The sequence below is a fragment of the Hydrogenophaga laconesensis genome (assembly GCF_031457235.1).
Classification (GTDB): domain Bacteria; phylum Pseudomonadota; class Gammaproteobacteria; order Burkholderiales; family Burkholderiaceae_C; genus Hydrogenophaga; species Hydrogenophaga laconesensis.
Genome location: NZ_JAVDWE010000028.1, coordinates 1 through 17,832, shown reverse-complemented (window position 1 = coordinate 17,832; position 17,832 = coordinate 1). Strand labels below are relative to the sequence as shown.

Sequence of the window (17,832 nt, the reverse complement as noted above, 5' to 3'; positions counted from 1 at the left end):
CAATCTGACATTACGTTCCCATCTACATGTACGTGGGCACGTAGGCTCTCACGTCAGTGCACGAGCAGGAAGGACGTGGTTAATTGCGCGCTTACAAAAAGCAGCCTCGAGCAGCCCGCCCCGTTCCAAGTCGATCAGTATGGATGTGTCGGAGACCAGGATGATCATGGCGATCTATACGATTTGTCCCATCAGACGCCGATCAAGCTCACGAACGCTGATATTGAGAAGCTCGGCCGCTTTGGCCTCGGATATGACGGCTTCGGCGACTGCTCGCAGACACATGCGCTCCATCCGTAACGGCACTTCTGCGGGCAGTGAGTAAGGCTCCGCCGATGCCGGCCCATTCCACCCCAGGCCGCGAATCTGCGCCCACAACCTCCCGTAGGCGGCCTTCGTCAGCACGCCCAACTGCGAACAACGCACGACCAGCGAAGCCACGCTGACCTTGAAGATTTTCTTCAACTCGGCCAACTCGCCCAACGAAATAGACGTGCGGTGTTGACCCAGTAGCCGCAACACCATGTCCTTCGCCATGAGAAAGGCACCGGCGAACCGATCCGCAGCCTTCTCCTGATCCGCTTCGCTAAGACCACTGAACCGCAGCACGAGGTGAGCGAGTTCGTGTGCCAGCGTGAACCGCTGCCTTTCTCCGTTGTGGTGCTGATTGACGACAATGACCGGTACGTCCCCATGTTCAGGCCGCGTGACGAACGCCTTGGAGCCCGAAACGGCGATGGGAAGGTCCAACGCGATCACCTTGACCCCTTTGTCCTCCAGCAGCTCGGCCATGATGGGAATCGGGTCGATGCCAAGTGCCCAGAGTTCTCGCAGGGCATAGGCGGCCCGCTCCGCATCTTCGATTCGATGGATTTCGAACTCTACGGCGCCAGGGGCAATCCATGCTTCGTCTAGCCCGGGGAACAGTTCCTCCAGCTCCAGATAGCGCTCGACCTGATCCAGGATGGCGGCCTCGACCGCGCGCTCTTCCTTCACGCCGGCATGCGGTGCCTTGCGGAAGTCCACCCCCGTCAGCTCGATTTCTCGCTCGCTGAGAAGGAATTCCGGCGAGACGCGAAGCGCCCGCCCCAGTGCGAGCAGCACCGTCGAACTGGGCATCATTTCATCGCGCTCGTACTTGCCGATGGCCTGCGCCGACACCTGCCCATGGATGGCGGCTTCGAGGTCGCGCAGCGACAGGCCCAGCGCTTCGCGGGACCTTTTAAGCCGATTTCCGATCATGATGCTCTCCGATTTTTGGTTTACAGATTGACTGCTTGAATTTTATTTTGTAAACTCCATTTCGTCAATCCATTGGAGGTTCCAAATGGCAAATCGAAACAATGTTCACATCGTTATGCGCGGCGCTCAGTGGGGAGCCTTGCGCGAAGGCGGGCAGCGCGCAAGCCAGGTCTTCGACACCCAGGCGCAGGCGATCCAGACAGGACGCGAGATGGCCCGGCAGGGTCAGGGCGAACTGCTGATTCACGGGCAGGACGGGCGTATCCGTGCCCGGGACTCCTACGGCAACGATCCGTGCCCGCCAAAGGACGCCAAGTAGGCGGACTGTTGTAACAGCCAGAGGTTACCTGCCCGGCACATGCGCGGAGGCGGGCACCAAAAGCATCAACCCAAGGACAAATTCATCATGAATGAAGCAGCAGACAAATCTCCGGGCAAGAAGGACGTCACCGTCATCTTCAACGGCCGTGCGAAGGTTGTGGAGAAGGACTTCCTGACCTTTGCGGAAATCGTCGCCCTGTCATTCGACAACCCGCCCACTGGGGATGGCGTCGATTTCACGATCCAGTACACCAAGGGTCACTCGGGCAAGCCCAAGGGGTCTCTGGTGGCTGGCGAGTCGGTCAAGGTCAACGATGGGATGGAGTTCGATGTCACGCCGACCAATCGCTCGTAGTCCTGACCTGCAAAGGCTGCGCCAGGACGGTTACGACCTCGAATGCAAAGGGGCGTACCTTCTCATCAAGGACATTCCCTACGCCAATGCACAGCGGCAGATCAAGCGTGGAATATTGATCTCCGGCCTGGAGCTGGCGGATGACGCGACCAAGAAGCCGGAAACCCATGTGACCTACTGGACCGGGGAGCATCCTTGCCTGAGCACCGGCGCAAAGATGACCTCCATCGAAAATGGGAGCCCCGCCCAATCGTTCGGTGACGGGATTCAGGCCGACTTCACGTTTTCCGCCAAGGCCGACTATCGCGACTACCACCACAAGATGACGACGTATATCGAACGCATCAGTGGAGAAGCCCGGATGATCGATCCGTCCGTGACGGCAATGACGCATCCGGTGCATTTGGCGGGCGAGGAAGAGACCTTGTTCAACTACATCGACACGGCTTCTGCCCGGGTGAACGTTGGCGCCCTCAACGAAAAGCTGGCCCGGCTTCGCGTGGCCATCGTCGGGTTGGGCGGCACGGGCGCCTATGTTCTGGATTTCCTGGCCAAGACTCGTATCGCGGAGATCCACCTTTTCGATGGCGATGTGTTTGAACAACACAATGCGTTCCGTGCGCCGGGTGCTGCGTCCATCGGAGACCTGAGAGCACACAGCACGAAAGTCCAGTACTGGGCGCGTGTCTACGGCGAGATGCGTGCCGGCATAGTTGCCCACCCCCGCTTTCTGGACAGCTCAAACGCCAGCGAGTTGCAGGGGTTCGACTATGTGTTCCTGTGCATGGACTCCAGCCAGGCCAAGCGTGAGATCGTTGCTGCGCTGGAACAGATGGGAACACCGTTCATCGAGACGGGCATGGGTGTGCTGCGCAATGACGATCAACTGAGGGGACTCGTCCGGGTGGTCACGAGCACGCCACAGACCAGGAATCAGGCCCGCCCTCACATTTCCTTTGCAGATGGCAATGGCGCAGAAAACGAATACTCGACGAACATCCAGATCGTGGAGTTGAACGCTTTGGCCGCCTCAATTGCCGTTATTCGCTTCAAAAAGCTCGTCGGCTTCTATGCCGATAGTTGTCACGACTACCGATGCGGCTACTCGATCAGCGCCAACGAAATTGTGGCTGAGGGAGTGTAATGGCTCGACTGAACCGCATTCAGCATGAGTATGTCGATTTCATTCCGGCTCGTCTGGAAGGAGGCCGACTCTACATTTCCATGAAGTATCGGACAGCGACACATCTGTGCTGCTGCGGCTGCGGCATGGAAGTCGTGACGCCGCTGAATCCAGCGAAGTGGCACTTGAGCGACCACGGAGCCACTGTGTCTTTGCATCCGTCCATTGGCAACTGGAGCTTTCCCTGTCGGTCGCACTATTGGATAACCTCCGGAAAAGTTCTATGGGCAAGTGCCATGTCCGAAGGGCAGATCAGGCGAGTGCGGGCGGGCGACCATCGCGCAGTGGAAGTGGAAGCACAAAGAGAGTCCAGGGTGGATCAGCCCAGAGAAGAAACTACGCAGTCGGCGTCTTGGGTGACGCGTTTTATTGAGTGGTTACGTCGGCTTTTGTAGTAGGGTTCTGTCGCTTACTGGCAATTGGAGGCCATACGCACCCTGGCGAGTCTGGGAGGCGTTCGCGCCGATTTCACGGGACCCTTGCAAGAGAAACTGGCCCTTGATGGCGATTTCAAGTAAATTTCGCCCGTGATTGCCTTCAGTGCTGGGGTCAGCAATGACAAAACGGCAACGGGTCGGAGTGCGCACGGCAGCCAGTGACTTCACTGCGCCGCCACAGGTCAACATCACCCAATGGGTCGAGGTCGATGAGGCAGCGTTGCCTCCAGCAAGGCAGCGGCAATTCCTCAACCGCAAACGTGCCATCGTGCTGTACCTGGGCGGGGCCAACGAGGCTCAACTGCTCCAGGAAACCGGCCTGAAGAGGCGCAACGTCTACCGCATCATCGTCGAGCGCTGCCTGCAGCAGCAGGATGACGGCACGCTGCTGGGCTGGCGAGGTGCATTGCCGTTTCTGCGGATCAAACCCTACACCCGTGAAACACCTCCAGTGATCAGTCCATGGGGCGGAGGCGCGGCCGGCGCGCTCCAATGGATCTTTTCTTCACCGGGCGGCCAAGACCTTGAAGCCCGCTTTCGCCGGCAGATCCTCCTCAAGGGCCCCGCACTGGCCACGGCCAAGCAACCCAGGCAAGCGCTGTTTCGCTGGTTCATCGAGGAGCTGCGCAAGCTCGGCAATGAAGAGCGTGGGGAGTGGCCGTTCAACGTGGATCGCTTGGGCTACGTCACGATCAACACCTTCATTTCCAAGGTGCTTGCCCAGAACCCCAAACGCCAGCTCGAGATCCTGGGCGGCCAGAACGCTGTTCGCAAAGCCCGCGCAGGTGACGGTGTCGAGCGCCCAAGGTTGCAGGCTTTTGGGAGAGTTGAATGCGACGCACACAAGCTGGATGCGCGCATGGTGGTGATGGTCCCATCTCCTCACGGCGGGACCGAGCCGCGCAAGATCCATCGACTTTGGGTTGTCGTCATCATGGAAGTGGCGTCCCGCGTGGTGCTGGGCTACCACCTGAGCCTGCGCCGGGAGTGCTCGGCCGAGGACGTGCTGCGCGCTGTCAAACACGCACTCTCGCCATGGACCCCGCGTGACCTGCAGTTCAGCGACAACGCCTACGTCGACAAGGCTGGCTTTGCCTCCTATCGGTCGCCTCGTTTTCTGAGGGCATGCTGGGATGAATTCAGTGTCGACGGCGCCTTGGCCAACATCTGCAGCCGCGTTGAACAACCCATGCACGATGTGGTCGGTGCCCGGGTGTTGAAACCACAGGACACCACAACGTTCGCCAGCCGGCGCAGCCTGGACGACCGCCCTTTCATCGAGTCGTTTTTTCGGCGACTGGCCGACGGTGGGTTTCATCGGCTGTCGCCGACCACGGGCAGCTCTCCCAAAGATGCACGGCGCCACGACCCGGATGCCGCAGCCCAAGCCACCCAGTTTCAACTCGAATACGCCGCAGAGCTGCTCGACACCCTCATCGCCAACTACAACGCGACACCCCACAGCGGGCTGGGCTACCGCAGCCCACTGGATCAGCTCGAATGGATATTGGCCCAGGGAGACACACACGTGCGCGTGGCGGACCCTGGTGCCGTGCGCAGGATGGTGGGCGTGCGCAAGTTGTGCACCCTGCTCGGCGGTGTCGCCACCGGACGGCGCCCTCATTTCAACTTTGCCAGCGCCCGGTATTCAGCTGAGTGGCTGTGCCTTCGCACCGACCTCATCGGCAAGAACCTCTGGCTCCACATTGAGGATGAAGACGACGCCCGCTACGCCAGTGTCTCAAACGCCCAAGGCCTGTACCTGGGCACCGTGCGCGCGGCCCCACCTTGGCATCAGACGCCCCACACCCTGTACATCCGCCAAGCGATACGTGCACTGCACAAACGGCGCCTGCTGCACCTGTCCACCCAATGCGATGCCGTCGAGGAGCTGGTCCAATACGCGGAATCTTCACCCGACAAAAAACTGCCCGCCCACCCAGCCTACCTTGAAGCCAGGCGCGTCTTGCAGCGCCACGCCGAGTCGATGGCCGGCCAATCCATGGTGTCTCTGGCCAGAAACGCACTCACAGCCCATGCGGGGTCGGCGCCGCCGGTGCCAGAAGCAGTGACAGAACCATCGACAACACGACCTCAACGGCCGACACCATCTGCAGCCCTTGGACCCGCTCCGCCAAGCGCCCTCCCCCCACCCAGAACGGCCCAGCAGTGGTGATGGAACCCCAGACCGCAGCGGCGCTGGTGCCGTCACATGTCGCACCGGAACACCCCATCGTTACCCGCGACTATTCGCTGTTCACCCTGGCCATCCATGACATGGCCAACGCGATGGCTGGTTGGCTGGACGATCAGGCCGACGGTGCCACCATTTTTGGCCCGTCTCGATTCGGCAAATCCAGCGCAGTCAACCATTGGCTGCAGCGGCTGCTGTCCGAGCGGCACGGGGGATTTGTACCCATGGTGGTCTGGAGCCACATCGATTCCGGTACGGCGCAGTCGGTTGGCCGGTTCTATGCAAATTTGCTCCAAGCCAGCCAACATCCGCTGGCCCACGCGGTGCGCAGTCCACTCGACCGCCAGCACATGCTCATCGAGCGCTGGATGGCCATGGCCGCTCGAGGTCGGGGGCGCTTTCTGGTGCTGGTCATTGACGAGGCGCAGGCCATGACCCAGCGTGAGTGGATCTGGCTGGTGGAGCTGCACAGCACGCTGGAGAGACAGCGCATCCGCCTGTGTGTCTTTTCCGTCGCCTCGCTGCAATTCTTCGACGAACCCATGGGAATGGCCTTGTCCGGTGGCGCCCATGTTGCTGCCCGCTTCATGCTCTTGTCCAAGCCTTTTCATGGGGTGCGCAACGTCCAGGAACTGGCCTATGTGATGGCCGGCTACGACAACACATGCTGGCCTCCAGGATCGGATATCTCCTACTCCGCAGGCCTGGCACCCAAAGCATGGGCCGCAGGCCAGCGCATGGAGCATCAGGCAGACGCCCTCTTCAACGCGATGGTCGATGAACTGCCTGAGCGCTACGCTGGACCCCTCGATTTCCCGATGAAGACTGTCGCACACGCCTGCCGGCACGTGCTCTTGCGGCTGGCCGGCGGCGCGGAGTGGGACGACGTCACGGCGCCCGAGTCCTGGCAGGCCATCGTGGCCGACAGTGGTCACAAGCCCTTGATGGCCATTGTGTCGGCTGCCGCTCCCAAATTGCGACCCAAGGTGACGGGGTGATGCATGGCCTCACTGTGCCCATGACCGATGCTGCGACCGAGTTGGCCGCCGGTTTGATCGCCACTCTGACCTGGTACCGCGGCAGCATCAGACCCTACGCGTCGCTGTGGCACACCCTCATGCGTGTGGCCGCCCTGAACGGGCACAAGGCAGGAGAACTGCCCGGCTGGCCCGCCAGCCTCACAGCACCCCAGCACCGTCGACGCCTGCACCCGCTGCACAACCCCAAGTGCGCCTTCAACACCGAGGCGCTGGCGCACGCGCTCGGTGAGCCGCTGGAGGTTTTTCGGTGGTCTCACCTGGGCGCTCTGCCCTCGTGGATGCGGCCGCTGGTGGCCCAGGGTTTTCGGGTTTGTCTGACTTGCCTTGATGAGGGATATCACTCTGCCCTGTTTTCACTTCGGCTGCTGCAGGACTGCCCCATCCACAACCGCCCTCTGCTTGAGCGCTGTCACTGTGGCCGCGCGTTCCCCGACAAGCTCACGACTGCCGACCTGAACCTTCGAGGTTGCTGCCCATGCGGTCAGTTCACTTTCTTCACACCCGAGGTCTGTCGTGTTCCCCGCCTGACCCCGCCCCAAACACAAGCACTTGACGCCGTTGTTCAATGGCTGGATCAGTTGTCGCGCGTCGTCAGATCCTCCGCATGGCGAGAGCTGGCCCCGTTGTCACGCGAAGCGCTGACCTCGCACGTGGTGTGGGAACTCTCCAGTGCCTTGGGGCTGGCATACCCAAAGTGCATGACCTGCCAAGCCGAAGCAGCACCCCCGGCCTGGCGGTCATTCCGCCACGCATCTACATACGATTTGCCCCTCCAAACGAAGAAAATTCGGCGTCACCACCCTGCGCCGCCCAGACCCACGTACTGGGCAGAAACGCCAGCAAACCATGTCTACAAGTCAGTCGCTCGCTACCTGCGCAGTCATGGAGTTCGCCATGGCGATCGCTGGGGTCAACAATTCCAATTCCTGCCAAGCGGTGACGAGAAGCGACTTCTGCACCACAACCCCGAAGCGGTTCCTGCATGGACCGAGTGGATGTGGGCACAACAGGTGGAGCCGCAGGCGCGCGAACGACGCTGGCCCTACCGGCCTCCAGGGCCAGACAAGGCCAATACGCTGTACGGCGGGTTGGGGCCCACCGGCTTTTATGCCTGTCCGTTCACATTGCGCGGAGCGTCCATATCGCCGCACTCTCCCTTACACATTTGGCTGGAATACCAGGCGGCCGGCTTCACCCTGCTCCAGCTCTGGCGTTCAGCCCATTTTCAGGCACGGGCAGGTGTGGATCACATATTGCCGGAGGATGCGACGCCAGCGATTGAGCCCTGCGACTGGTCCGCTGCTCAGCAGCCCGGTGGCCACTGGGTGTTCATTGGGCACCCTGCGGCCAACAACCCTACGTCTGTCGGTTGGCCCAGCTTACCCCTTCCCAACAAGTCCGCCCGGGAGTACGCTTTCAGGAAAGCGCTAGACAAAACATGGAAGTCGGTGTTGAGCGTGTGCGTGGGGCCATGTTTGACTTGGCTCCCTCAAGCCGGTTGGACAGTCTCTCAGGCGGCGCAGCCCAGCGCCATGCCCTGCAGGCGGCTCAACTTGCTGGGTCTGCCAGGGAAGAAACCGGTGTTTTGGGTGTTTGAGGCGGGCGACGGGTTCGTTGCTCGCATGTGCGGCGCCAAGCTGCAGGTGTTTGGCGGCACGCCGAAGGAAGCGATCACAGCGCTGAGGAAGTGGTACCCCTCCTTTCAGCGCATGCAGGGTGTTTTGACACCATCACTGCTGGAACAGGTCGGCCCATAGGGCCTGGTCCAGGCGGCCATCCGACCTAGGGTCAAAATGGCTTGCAGAAGTAGGGTCAAATTCACTTGGGCGAACGGGTGAACGGCTTCAAGCCGATTTTTTATAATTCTATGGCTATAGATTATTTGCATAATCTCTACCTAAAATCGTGCAGCCCGAATCGACGTGCAGCACCCACCCCACCCCTTCGACCAGGAAATCTCCAATGGCGACAAGCACTTACCCCGGCATCCCGACCGACTTCAAGTCGCGCCTCAAGCCCAGCGCCGACCTGGTCGAGCGCCACGGCACCACCGCCAAGTACCACGGCGGAGCCTCTTTCAAGTCCAAAGCCTCTGCCGCCAAGCGCACAGCGACGACGCTGCGCAAGACCGCAGACGAGCTCAAAGAAACCGCGAGCGCGGCCGATCTCCAGGCCCTCCTCCGCGCCGCGCAGGTCCTGGATCGCCAAGCCGAGGATCTGGCCGTGTTCGCACGCTGGGCCGACCAGTACAAGACGTTCAGCGATCAACGCCGACTCGGCGAGGACACCGCAAGCGCCCAGGCGCTGGCCCAGGCTCGCTGGGGCGACGACCCGGCGGCGTACCAGCTTGATTTAATGCTCTTGGAGGAATGCGACAGCCTCAGCGGGGGCGAAAGATTCGGGCTGTATGTGCTGAAGAACCACCACCGCTTTGCCGGCGTGAAGCCTCAAAACTTCATGCTGAGCGGGTATCGATCGACGAGCCTGACCGGAGCAGATGAGCGCACCAACACGGCCCACCGCATCGCCTCCATCGACGCGCGCAGCAGCCGCTACGAACGCGCCAGCGGAGAGGCCATGGCGATGATCGGGCGCGACATCTTTGACGCCTACGTGGCCGATCGCCGGGCTGCGCTTGGCCGGGCCGAACAGAACAATCCATGAACCGCGTCCGCATCGGCCCCCACCACCTGGCGTACTTGCGCGCCGTCGCCGACGGCCTGGAGGTCCTCGCCTGCGCGCGAACCTACCTGGGCATCGATGGCGCGCGCGAGGCGCAAATCGCCCACAACGAGCTCAGCGCCCAGCTGCGCCTGGCGGCCAAACAAGCCGGCGAACGTCACCACCGGCTCATCGGCATTCGCATCCGCGAGAAGGACCGCCAGGCAACCACCCAGGCCAAGCCCCCTACCCTGGCCGAGTTCATCGAGGCACGCGACCTGGACGGCTGGAGCGAGGCCGAGCAGCTGGAGCTCTATGAGGCCGAATACCCGCCGGCGCCGCACGCTTCGAACGCCCAGGCAACGCTGCAGCGGCGCGAGCGCAGCCGCCAGCGCGTGGTGGACATGCTGCGCCGCCTGGAGGTCGACGGGCGCACCACGGCGCAGCCGCGCCCGACCGACGAAGTCGATGCCTGGTTTGCGGATCATTTGGCTCGGCGCCTGGTGCGCGCCGGCTACGTCAACCTGCAGCAGCTGGCCGATCGCGTGCGCCAGGGCGGTCAGTGGTACAGCGGCATCACGGCTGTGGGCCGCACGAAGGCGGCTCAGATTGCACAGCAGCTCGAAGCCATCCTGCCCGGCAGCACGCGTCGGCGCTCGTTGGGCTTCGCGGCGCAGACCTTGGTGCTGGTCAACCTCCAGACAAGCCACCCAGATGCGGTGCAGGAGCCACCCGAAAGCCGCCCCCAAATTCAACCTGGCAGCCAACTCAGCCAACCCAAAACCCCATCTGAAGGCGCCCTGCTCCCGCCCTCCTCCCATGTGAACACCGCATGGCGCAAGGACAACATCGGAGCCATCCGCACCGACCCGCAGGCTCTGACCTCCTGGGCCGAGACCTGTGCAGGCTCGCCGGCCACCCGCAAGTCCTATCTGCGCGAGGGCCGCCGCCTGCTGCTGTGGCTGCAGATTGAGCGTGCCGGGCGCCGTCTGGTGGACTTCAAACTAGACGATGCGCAGGCCTACAAGACCTTTCTGGCGTACGTGCCGGACGGGTGGATTTCGCGCACCAAAGCTTCGCCGGGACAGGACGGTTGGACGCCCTTCAAGGGCCAGCTGAGCGCAGCAAGCCAGCAGCAGGCGATGACGATTCTCGCCAGCTGGTTCGATTGGCTCTGCAACGCCGAGTACTTGCGCGCCAACCCTTGGAAGCTCGTGAAGAAGACCGGCCAAAGCACGGCGCCGGCCAAAGATAGCCGAGCGCTGGACACGAAAGCGATATCGCTCAAGGCCATGGGCGCGATCGGGGCCTTCATCGAGCGTCAGGCGCCCTCCCCTGCTCGCGCGCGTGCTCGGTTCGTGGTCGCTTTCCTGTCCACCACGGGTCTTCGCAGTGCTGAACTGCTGGCCGCGAAGATTTCCGACATCCGGGTGGAACCTGAGGGGGTTTTCTTGCGCGTGGTGGGCAAAGGAAAGAAGGCGCGTGACGTGCTGCTGGTCGACGCCGCTCTCAACGTGCTGGACGACTATCTGGCCAGCCGCGGCCTGGAGAGCCTCGATGTTGCACCTCGCAATGCGCCAGTACTGGCCAGTCTGCCAGACCCGATGAAGCCGGTGAGCTACCAGACCCTTTACAAAACTACCCGCACCTGGCTCGCTCGCGCAATAGCCAGCTCTGCCCTATCGGCAGCCGAGCAAAGTCGCCTGCAAGGCGCATCGGCACACTGGCTGCGACACACTTTTGGGACCACATCAGTGGCGCTGGGCACGCCGTACGACGTCGTCCAGCAGCAGCTTGGGCACTCGCGCATCGACACCACGATGTCCATTTACAGCCGTGCGCCGCTGCAGCGTCGTGCCGCAGAGCTACAGCGGGCTTGGGCGAAGGTGACTCAATAGAGCACTGCTTCTCAGCGACAGCATCAGGGTGATGTACGGTACATCACCCTCCTCTTTCGCACATCTAGATGGCCCTAGAGCTCCGTGGCAAGGCGAACTAGCAAGTGCAAGTTGACCTTGAGGAGCAAGAAAAAAGGGGCGATGTACCGTACATCACCCCGACGTCTCATCCCAATAGTTGTTCGATTAAATCTCGGATCTGATCGACCTTGCCGGGTGTCAAGCCCGACTTGGGTATCTCAAAAATGTGCGCACTTGAGGTGCTGCGCAGGGTCGCGGTGACCCCATTTTTCCCAACAATGTTCTGGGCAGATGCTTCCCTTGCCCTTCCGGGTGCGGACGCCTTCCCAGACAGAATGACGAACACAGACTCATCGCTAGGCCGCCTTTCACGAGAAACGACTTCCTTGGCAGCTTCCACAACCCCCTCACCGTCCTTGTCGTAGGCCGCTTTCAATGGAGAAACCCAACGGTACTGGATGGCGAGCGGACTGGAAAAGGCGCACAGAACTTCCGTGGGGAGTGATGCAAGCGCGACTGCCTTGGATACGTTTCCCTGGTCCACCCCAAGATCTTCCGCGAGCTTGCGTTGCGAGGGATACAAGCCGCTATCGAGCGCCCTCTTGTACATAAGCCCTTGTTCATACGGCTTGAGGTCTGCGCGTAGGCGGTTCTCGCGGTCCATCTCAGTGAACAACCGACGGTCGTCCATAACCTCGATCACGGCCAACACATCCACTCCAAGTTCAAGGCAAGCGCGATGACGTCGGTGGCCGAAGACCACCTCGAACTGCTCGGTTTTCCCAGTGACAGGCCGCACCTTAATCGGTTGAACGTTACCCCCGGCTTCCTGGATCTCCTTCTTGAGAGCATCAAATTCCGCCCCAGAAAAGCTCTCGTTCAATCTGTTGGCATACGACGAATGCCCGATCGTCTTCGGATCCATCTTCTTTGCGGGAGCAGCGCCCTGCCAGTTACCCAGCGCTTTCTCTGCTTCTTCAGCCCGCGACGTAAGTTGGATGACTCGCTCATCCACCTCCATCATCGCTGCACTTAGCCCACCCGGCCCAGTCTTCGTAGCGGCAAAGGGTTTATCACGCGCCGGACGCTCAACAGGTGTTGCGTTCTGCTGGTGGATAGCTTGCATAGCCCGCTGCGCGGGACTCAGTGCACGTTTATTCATTGGTGGTCCCCACTTCCTTTTCCTTCGCCTGGAGTTCGGTTTCGGTCGACTTCACAATCTGTGCGCAATCGGCCCAGAACCCCTCGATTTGGGGTTCAATGAAATTGATCAGATCCTCGTACGCATCGTGAGCGCGCTTCAAGGTCTTGGCCTGCACAGACGCCGGATCGATGTCATACACCGTGCCAAACGTGGCGCTGGCGCTGGCAGCGATACTTGTTTTTGGGATTTCGATCGGCAGCACCTTCGGGCCGTACGCCGACATGATCCACTCCCTCACAGCCGCACTGGCCACGTCACCACGATCCACACGGGACAGCACCACATCAATGAAATGGAACTTCTTGTTGTCGGGATTGCGGTCGAAAAGCGAATTGCACGTCTCGGTGAACAAGTTCCAGAACTGCGCGCTCGAAGCAAAATCCAGCGAGCTCGGAGGAAGCGGCATCACAACACCGTTCGCGGCCATCAACGCATTGATCGTGATGTAGGAGAGGGAAGGGGGCGTGTCGATGATGATCACGTCATATTCGTCGCGCGCCTCATCCAATCCGTTGTCCAACACCCGCCAGAAAGCAAAAGACCGGTCCTTAACCTGCTTGAGCGGCAGCATGAACTCGGCTGAGAAGAGGAGGGGAGCGGCAGCCACCAGATCAATCCCATCCCAGTAGGTTTTCTGAATGCTGGGCATGATGCTTTCTGCCTCACCAGTACACAGAGGCATGATCGTGTCTTCCTCTTCAACTTCGCTTGCAGGCAGTACCCCAAACAAGGTCGTCAACGAACCCTGAGGATCGCAATCGACGACCAGGACTTTGTGCCCGCGCAGGCTCAAACCTTGAGCGAGGACAGCTGCAGTTGTCGTCTTCGACACGCCGCCCTTGAAGTTGGCTACCGTGATGACCGCCGCAGTGGCCAATGCAGGGTCTCGAAGATACTCCGGGCGCAAGGCGCGGACCCACTCGCGCGCCTCCGCCAGAGTCCATTCCCGCCGCCCATTGCCCTCGCGGTCGCCTGCGGGCAGTTCTCCCTTCTTCACCAAATACTGGAGTCGAGAGCGGTCGATACCGCATAGCTCGCAAAGCTGCGCGCTGTTGAACACGGGAGGTTTCTTTCTGGCCTCAGGCGCCAGCATGAAAGATCGCACCTGGCTGATCACATTGCCGGCGTTCTCCGTGAGAGCCTCTAGCTCGGATAGGCCGATTTCGGCCGGGGTAGGTTTGACCTTGCGCATGGGGGTTCCTCGCGGCACCGGGGTGCGCCGCATTCTGCGAATTTTAGCGAACAACTGTAAAAACGCAGAATTTCAAATCAGCTACAGCATCCCACTGAATCCCCGGCTTCAAGCAAAAAACTACGTGCTGGTCCCACTTTGATACGCATCCACAGGCGAAAAGGCGAAGGCTCCCTGAGCTACACCTCAAAGGCAACCCGCGCAGAGCGGGTTGCTTGAAACTTTAAAGAAAGACTTGAAATAACTTGGGCCTTGTGGAATGTCACGTAACTATTTGATTTATATGACTATTTCCGAAAGTGCCGTACGACAGAAACCGAAGATGTGTACGTCAAAAAACGAAGACGCGTACCCCTAAAACCGAAAATGCGTACCGGTGAAGCCATGTGAGTCACTTCGACTGCCTAACTTGCGGTTTTGAGTCAAGCCGATGCAAAAACTTCCTCTTCGTCTTTCGCCGTACGCCAATTTGTTGAGAAAGGCGTACGGCAAAAACCGAAAATGAGTGAACTACGGGGTCGCCGGAGAGCGGCAGTGTGTGTGAATGCCTGCACCCAAGGGTAGAAATCTGACAGCACGACCATGACGTACGCCAAAAACCGAAGCCGGGCTGAGAGAGCTCTTGTGGATGCCGTACGGCTTCCATATAATTTTTCGTACGCATTTGACGCACCGAACACAGACATGCCGTCCGCCCAAGAGCTCATCTACAAAAAATCGAATGACTTGATCGTGATGATTCCTTCAGTCAAGGAACTGTCCACGCTGTCACGCAAGATCTACACCGTTCTTCTGTGGGAAACACAGAACCAATGCAAGCGCATCGTAGATAGCACAAGCCAGGAGCCGTCGGCCACTCACACCTTCGAGGCCCGCCTGGCGGACCTGTTGTCCTATGTCGATGAGGACTACAAGGACTTTTACACGCGCGCCAAGAAGTGCTTCCACGAGATGCGCAGGACTGAGGTCGACTGGAAGCCGGTGGAGAAGGGCATCGAAGACGCCTGGGGCAACATGAGCCTGCTTAGCCAGGTGAAGATCTTTAAGCGCAATAAGGAAGTGATCGCCCAGTGGGCGTTGCCGCCTGAGATCATGAGGCTCTTGATCAACCATGGCCTGTACACGTTGATCGATCTCAAGCAAATCGTCAAGCTTAGATCGTATGCCGCCATCGCTCTCTACGAAATCTTTGCTCGCTACAAGACGGTGCCGGGCGGGTGTACTTCCGCCCACTCACCTGAATGGTGGACGACGGCCATATCGCACAAGCCCAATGCGGCGCGGCGCGACTGGCGAAAGGTCAAATACGAAACGATCACTCCTGCCTTGCAAGAAATCAGTGAACTGACGGACATCGAAGTCGAGAGGCCTGAAGAAAAGCGGGATGGGCCGCGCAACAGCGTGACCGAGGTCTACTTTCGAATCCGGCGCAAAGCTACGGCGATCGAGGTGGATCAGAGTCTGCCGCTCGAGCTGATCGAAAAAGCCGCCGCTCTCGATGTGCCTCTTTCAACGATCAAGTCCATTGCATCCGAATACCACCAAGGAAGCAGAATCGCACTGGCTGCTCTGAACAGACTTGAACACATGACCCGTCGCGAGAACGCAAGCGAGATTCACAATCGCAGTGCCTGGTTGCGCACCGTTGCGAAAGACATGGCGCAACATGTTATGACAGTGCCGTCCCCGAAGGCTCCTGCAGAACCTCCGATCGAGCTCAAACAAACGGCATCCGACGAGATCCGAGCGCTGATCGTGGCATTGCCGCGGGAAGAACAATTGGGGTTACTGGAGCGTGCCGTCGCGGTGATGCGTTCTCGCGGTGTCATGTCCGCTCAGGCAACGCTCAAGTACAAGAGCTTTTTGGACGCCAACGGGGGGTTGACGCCATTGTTTCTGAACTACATGGTCGAGATGTACAAGTCGGATCAACAGTTGATCCAGGGCGAAACTGAGGTAGTGGAATAGACATGAATATTCCATGGGACAACCTTAACGATTTCGAGCCTGGTGCTTTGAATCAGAACTCGACGTCGGAGCGCACCATCACAGTTCCACACTCGTTGCAGGCCGAGCAGTCGCTTCTTGGCGCGCTGCTCATGAACAACCGAATGCACGATCACATCGATGGCGTGCTCGACGAGCACGATTTTTACCGCCACGAACATCGCATCGTGTTTGTGGCGCTTGTGGAATTGATCACCTCGGGCAGAGAGGGTGACGTCGTCACTGTGTACGAACACCTCGTTGCCAAAGGCCTGGCACAGGGTATTGGCGGCATCCCGTTCCTGAACACGCTAGCCCAGTACGTTCCGAGCGTCGCCAACATTCGGCGATACGCAGAGATCATCCGTGAGCAAGCTGTCCTGCGCAAGCTGTTGATTGCCAGTGCAGAGATCTCCGACTCAGTGTTCAACAGAGAAGGTCGCGAAGTTGATGTCTTGATCGACGAGGCGGAGCAGAAGATCTTTGGCATCGGTGAGGAGGGCGGTCAGCGCGCAACGGGCCCTGTGGCGATGAGCAAACTCATCATGAGCGTCATGGACCGCGTTCAGGCCAGGTCCGAAGCTCAAAGCGACGTGACAGGAATCGCAACGGGTTTCAGGGACATCGACCGCATGACCGCTGGCATGCAGGAAGGTGACTTGATCGTCATCGCTGCCCGCCCATCGATTGGCAAGACCGCCTTCGCGGTCAACATCGCTGAGCATGTAGCCAGGATTCAGAAACTGCCTGTCGTCATCTTCTCGCTTGAAATGGGCGCGAACCAATTGGCCGATCGTCTGACGTGCTCCATGGGCCGAATCGATGCGAGCCGCTTCCGCACGGGGAAACTGACGGATGAAGATTGGCTTCGTTTCAGCGAGGCTGCGGAAGAGATGGCTCGGATGCCATTGCATATCGACGAAACGGTGAGCATTACTCCCAGCTTGATCCGATCGAACTCACGGCGGTTGGCAAGAGAGCACGGCAAGCTGGGTCTGATCGTTATTGACTACCTGCAGCTCATGAGTAGCAATGCCGGTGCTCATGCCGAAAACCGGGCTACAGAACTCGCGGACATCAGCCGTGGGTTGAAGATGCTGGCCAAGGAACTGCGCTGCCCGGTGATCGCCTTGTCTCAGCTCAACCGAAGCGTGGAGGCCCGGGTGGACAAGAGGCCGATGATGAGCGACATCCGAGAGTCCGGGGCCATTGAGCAAGACGCGGACACTATCATGTTCCTCTACCGTGACGAGTACTACTCCAAGGACGCTTGCGAAGAACCTGGCGTGGCGGAGGTGATCATTGGCAAGCAGAGAAACGGTCCTACCGGCACGGTCAAGCTGGCTTTTATTAGCAGCCTTACGCGGTTTGAGTCGCTTGCCCGTGCAACATAGCACGACGCAAAGTTGAACCGGTTTCCGGAAGAAATGGCTGAGAACGCTCGCTGAGGTTCAAATTGCCGAATGCCCGGCCACCCAGGCGCGCGTGGGTGTGAACTGTTGCCAGTGCTCGATCTCGATCTCTCCATTGCTGCTGAGGTCGGGCCAGTGGCCGGTGGCTGCACAGGCCTTGTAGACCGTGAGGCATTCCTGGAACTTCTTCGCGCCGTTGGTGAGGAAGGAATTGCTGGTCGAAAGCGTGTGCACTGAAAAAGGCTCGTTGCTTTCGGCGGCGATGAACACGAACGGCTTGGTGTCGCTCGTACCCTCGTATAGGGAGCGGCCAAGTGAATACATGAAGGCCTGCAGGTCGTAGTCGAACTTGACGGCATCTCGGCTGAACAAGTTCACGCTGGGGTGGCGAGTGGATTTCAGGTCGAACGCCAGATCCGGGTGATAGATGTCGTGGCGCACACGCAGCCGCAGGCCGGTAGTGGGTTCAGTGAAATAGATGCTCACCTCGGTCATCGACTCCTCAATGAAGCGGCCCAGCGGGCGGCCCTTGTAGTGGGTCTCGCGCACCTTGTCGGCCAACTGCCGCGCAGTCGAGAATGTCGGTTCGTCGTAAGCGGCCGGCCATCCCACCTTGGCTAGGCATCGGTGTGGGATGCCGCTAGATTGGCTATCGGAGGTTCAGGATGCGCCGGGCACCGCTGAGC

The 17,832-nt window shown here is 59.9% G+C and carries 15 protein-coding genes; 11 read left to right on the top strand and 4 right to left on the bottom strand.

The window, feature by feature from the left end; genetic code table 11:
* Window positions 1–174: 174 nt before the first annotated feature.
* Window positions 175–1,242: a helix-turn-helix domain-containing protein gene (locus tag J2X09_RS26265; RefSeq protein WP_204735889.1), complete on the bottom strand. Its 1,068-nt coding sequence runs from the start codon at window positions 1,240–1,242 to the stop codon at window positions 175–177.
* 85 nt (window positions 1,243–1,327) lie between these two features.
* On the opposite strand from J2X09_RS26265, the gene J2X09_RS26260 reads away from it, so the two are divergent.
* The 9 genes from J2X09_RS26260 (at window position 1,328) to J2X09_RS26225 (ending at window position 11,331) form a co-directional block, all read left to right on the top strand.
* Complete coding sequence (locus tag J2X09_RS26260; protein ID WP_310309847.1) at window positions 1,328–1,561, top strand: DUF2188 domain-containing protein; 234 nt, start codon at window positions 1,328–1,330, stop codon at window positions 1,559–1,561.
* A gap of 87 nt (window positions 1,562–1,648) precedes the next feature.
* Window positions 1,649–1,918: a multiubiquitin domain-containing protein gene (locus J2X09_RS26255; RefSeq protein WP_204735888.1), complete on the top strand. Its 270-nt coding sequence runs from the start codon at window positions 1,649–1,651 to the stop codon at window positions 1,916–1,918.
* Window positions 1,893–3,062, top strand: a complete 1,170-nt coding sequence (locus J2X09_RS26250) for a ThiF family adenylyltransferase (protein ID WP_204735887.1) — start codon at window positions 1,893–1,895, stop codon at window positions 3,060–3,062. Before J2X09_RS26255 ends, J2X09_RS26250 begins: the two co-directional genes overlap by 26 nt.
* Entirely contained in the window at window positions 3,062–3,496 is a 435-nt protein-coding gene (locus J2X09_RS27135) for a ubiquitination-like system serine protease family protein (protein ID WP_374726535.1), read from the top strand. The genes J2X09_RS26250 and J2X09_RS27135 overlap by 1 nt, the downstream gene beginning before the upstream one ends.
* Window positions 3,497–3,632: 136 nt before the next feature.
* Window positions 3,633–5,714, top strand: a complete 2,082-nt coding sequence (locus J2X09_RS26245) for an integrase core domain-containing protein (protein WP_204735886.1) — start codon at window positions 3,633–3,635, stop codon at window positions 5,712–5,714.
* Window positions 5,714–6,730 carry an ATP-binding protein gene (locus tag J2X09_RS26240; RefSeq protein WP_204735885.1) on the top strand — a complete coding sequence of 339 codons (1,017 nt, stop codon included), beginning with the start codon at window positions 5,714–5,716 and terminating at the stop codon, window positions 6,728–6,730. Before J2X09_RS26245 ends, J2X09_RS26240 begins: the two co-directional genes overlap by 1 nt.
* Before the next feature lie 20 nt (window positions 6,731–6,750).
* Window positions 6,751–8,529, top strand: a complete 1,779-nt coding sequence (locus tag J2X09_RS26235; protein ID WP_310309843.1) for a hypothetical protein — start codon at window positions 6,751–6,753, stop codon at window positions 8,527–8,529.
* Between the two features lie 205 nt (window positions 8,530–8,734).
* Window positions 8,735–9,436, top strand: coding sequence for a hypothetical protein (locus tag J2X09_RS26230; protein ID WP_204735883.1), 702 nt, complete (start codon window positions 8,735–8,737; stop codon window positions 9,434–9,436).
* Window positions 9,433–11,331 (top strand): site-specific integrase, encoded by a 1,899-nt coding sequence (locus tag J2X09_RS26225; protein ID WP_204735882.1) that lies wholly within the window; start codon window positions 9,433–9,435, stop codon window positions 11,329–11,331. The genes J2X09_RS26230 and J2X09_RS26225 overlap by 4 nt, the downstream gene beginning before the upstream one ends.
* Before the next feature lie 166 nt (window positions 11,332–11,497).
* Here the strand turns inward: J2X09_RS26225 and J2X09_RS26220 are convergent, their stop codons facing one another.
* On the bottom strand, window positions 11,498–12,478 hold the full coding sequence (locus J2X09_RS26220; RefSeq protein WP_204735881.1) for a ParB/RepB/Spo0J family partition protein: 981 nt from the start codon (window positions 12,476–12,478) through the stop codon (window positions 11,498–11,500).
* Window positions 12,479–12,506: 28 nt separating this feature from the next.
* On the bottom strand, window positions 12,507–13,748 hold the full coding sequence (locus tag J2X09_RS26215) for an AAA family ATPase (RefSeq protein ID WP_204735880.1): 1,242 nt from the start codon (window positions 13,746–13,748) through the stop codon (window positions 12,507–12,509).
* A 684-nt stretch (window positions 13,749–14,432) separates the two neighbouring features.
* On the opposite strand from J2X09_RS26215, the gene J2X09_RS26210 reads away from it, so the two are divergent.
* Window positions 14,433–15,716, top strand: a complete 1,284-nt coding sequence (locus tag J2X09_RS26210; protein WP_204735879.1) for a replication initiation protein — start codon at window positions 14,433–14,435, stop codon at window positions 15,714–15,716.
* Between the two features lie 2 nt (window positions 15,717–15,718).
* Complete coding sequence (dnaB, locus tag J2X09_RS26205) at window positions 15,719–17,128, top strand: replicative DNA helicase (protein WP_204735878.1); 1,410 nt, start codon at window positions 15,719–15,721, stop codon at window positions 17,126–17,128.
* A 57-nt stretch (window positions 17,129–17,185) separates the two neighbouring features.
* Here the strand turns inward: dnaB and J2X09_RS26200 are convergent, their stop codons facing one another.
* Window positions 17,186–17,758 carry a PD-(D/E)XK nuclease-like domain-containing protein gene (locus tag J2X09_RS26200; RefSeq protein WP_310309840.1) on the bottom strand — a complete coding sequence of 191 codons (573 nt, stop codon included), beginning with the start codon at window positions 17,756–17,758 and terminating at the stop codon, window positions 17,186–17,188.
* Window positions 17,759–17,832 lie beyond the last annotated feature (74 nt).

What these genes read in the sequence shown, in the direction of transcription:
- J2X09_RS26265 (WP_204735889.1), bottom strand. Translation starts at nt 1,242, where the DNA reads ATGATCGGAAATCGGCTTAAAAGGTCCCGCGAAGCGCTGGGCCTGTCG.
- J2X09_RS26260 (WP_310309847.1), top strand. Translation starts at nt 1,328, where the DNA reads ATGGCAAATCGAAACAATGTTCACATCGTTATGCGCGGCGCTCAGTGG.
- J2X09_RS26255 (WP_204735888.1), top strand. Translation starts at nt 1,649, where the DNA reads ATGAATGAAGCAGCAGACAAATCTCCGGGCAAGAAGGACGTCACCGTC.
- J2X09_RS26250 (WP_204735887.1), top strand. Translation starts at nt 1,893, where the DNA reads ATGTCACGCCGACCAATCGCTCGTAGTCCTGACCTGCAAAGGCTGCGC.
- J2X09_RS27135 (WP_374726535.1), top strand. Translation starts at nt 3,062, where the DNA reads ATGGCTCGACTGAACCGCATTCAGCATGAGTATGTCGATTTCATTCCG.
- J2X09_RS26240 (WP_204735885.1), top strand. Translation starts at nt 5,714, where the DNA reads ATGGAACCCCAGACCGCAGCGGCGCTGGTGCCGTCACATGTCGCACCG.
- J2X09_RS26235 (WP_310309843.1), top strand. Translation starts at nt 6,751, where the DNA reads ATGACCGATGCTGCGACCGAGTTGGCCGCCGGTTTGATCGCCACTCTG.
- J2X09_RS26230 (WP_204735883.1), top strand. Translation starts at nt 8,735, where the DNA reads ATGGCGACAAGCACTTACCCCGGCATCCCGACCGACTTCAAGTCGCGC.
- J2X09_RS26225 (WP_204735882.1), top strand. Translation starts at nt 9,433, where the DNA reads ATGAACCGCGTCCGCATCGGCCCCCACCACCTGGCGTACTTGCGCGCC.
- J2X09_RS26220 (WP_204735881.1), bottom strand. Translation starts at nt 12,478, where the DNA reads ATGCAAGCTATCCACCAGCAGAACGCAACACCTGTTGAGCGTCCGGCG.
- J2X09_RS26215 (WP_204735880.1), bottom strand. Translation starts at nt 13,748, where the DNA reads ATGCGCAAGGTCAAACCTACCCCGGCCGAAATCGGCCTATCCGAGCTA.
- J2X09_RS26210 (WP_204735879.1), top strand. Translation starts at nt 14,433, where the DNA reads ATGCCGTCCGCCCAAGAGCTCATCTACAAAAAATCGAATGACTTGATC.
- dnaB (WP_204735878.1), top strand. Translation starts at nt 15,719, where the DNA reads ATGAATATTCCATGGGACAACCTTAACGATTTCGAGCCTGGTGCTTTG.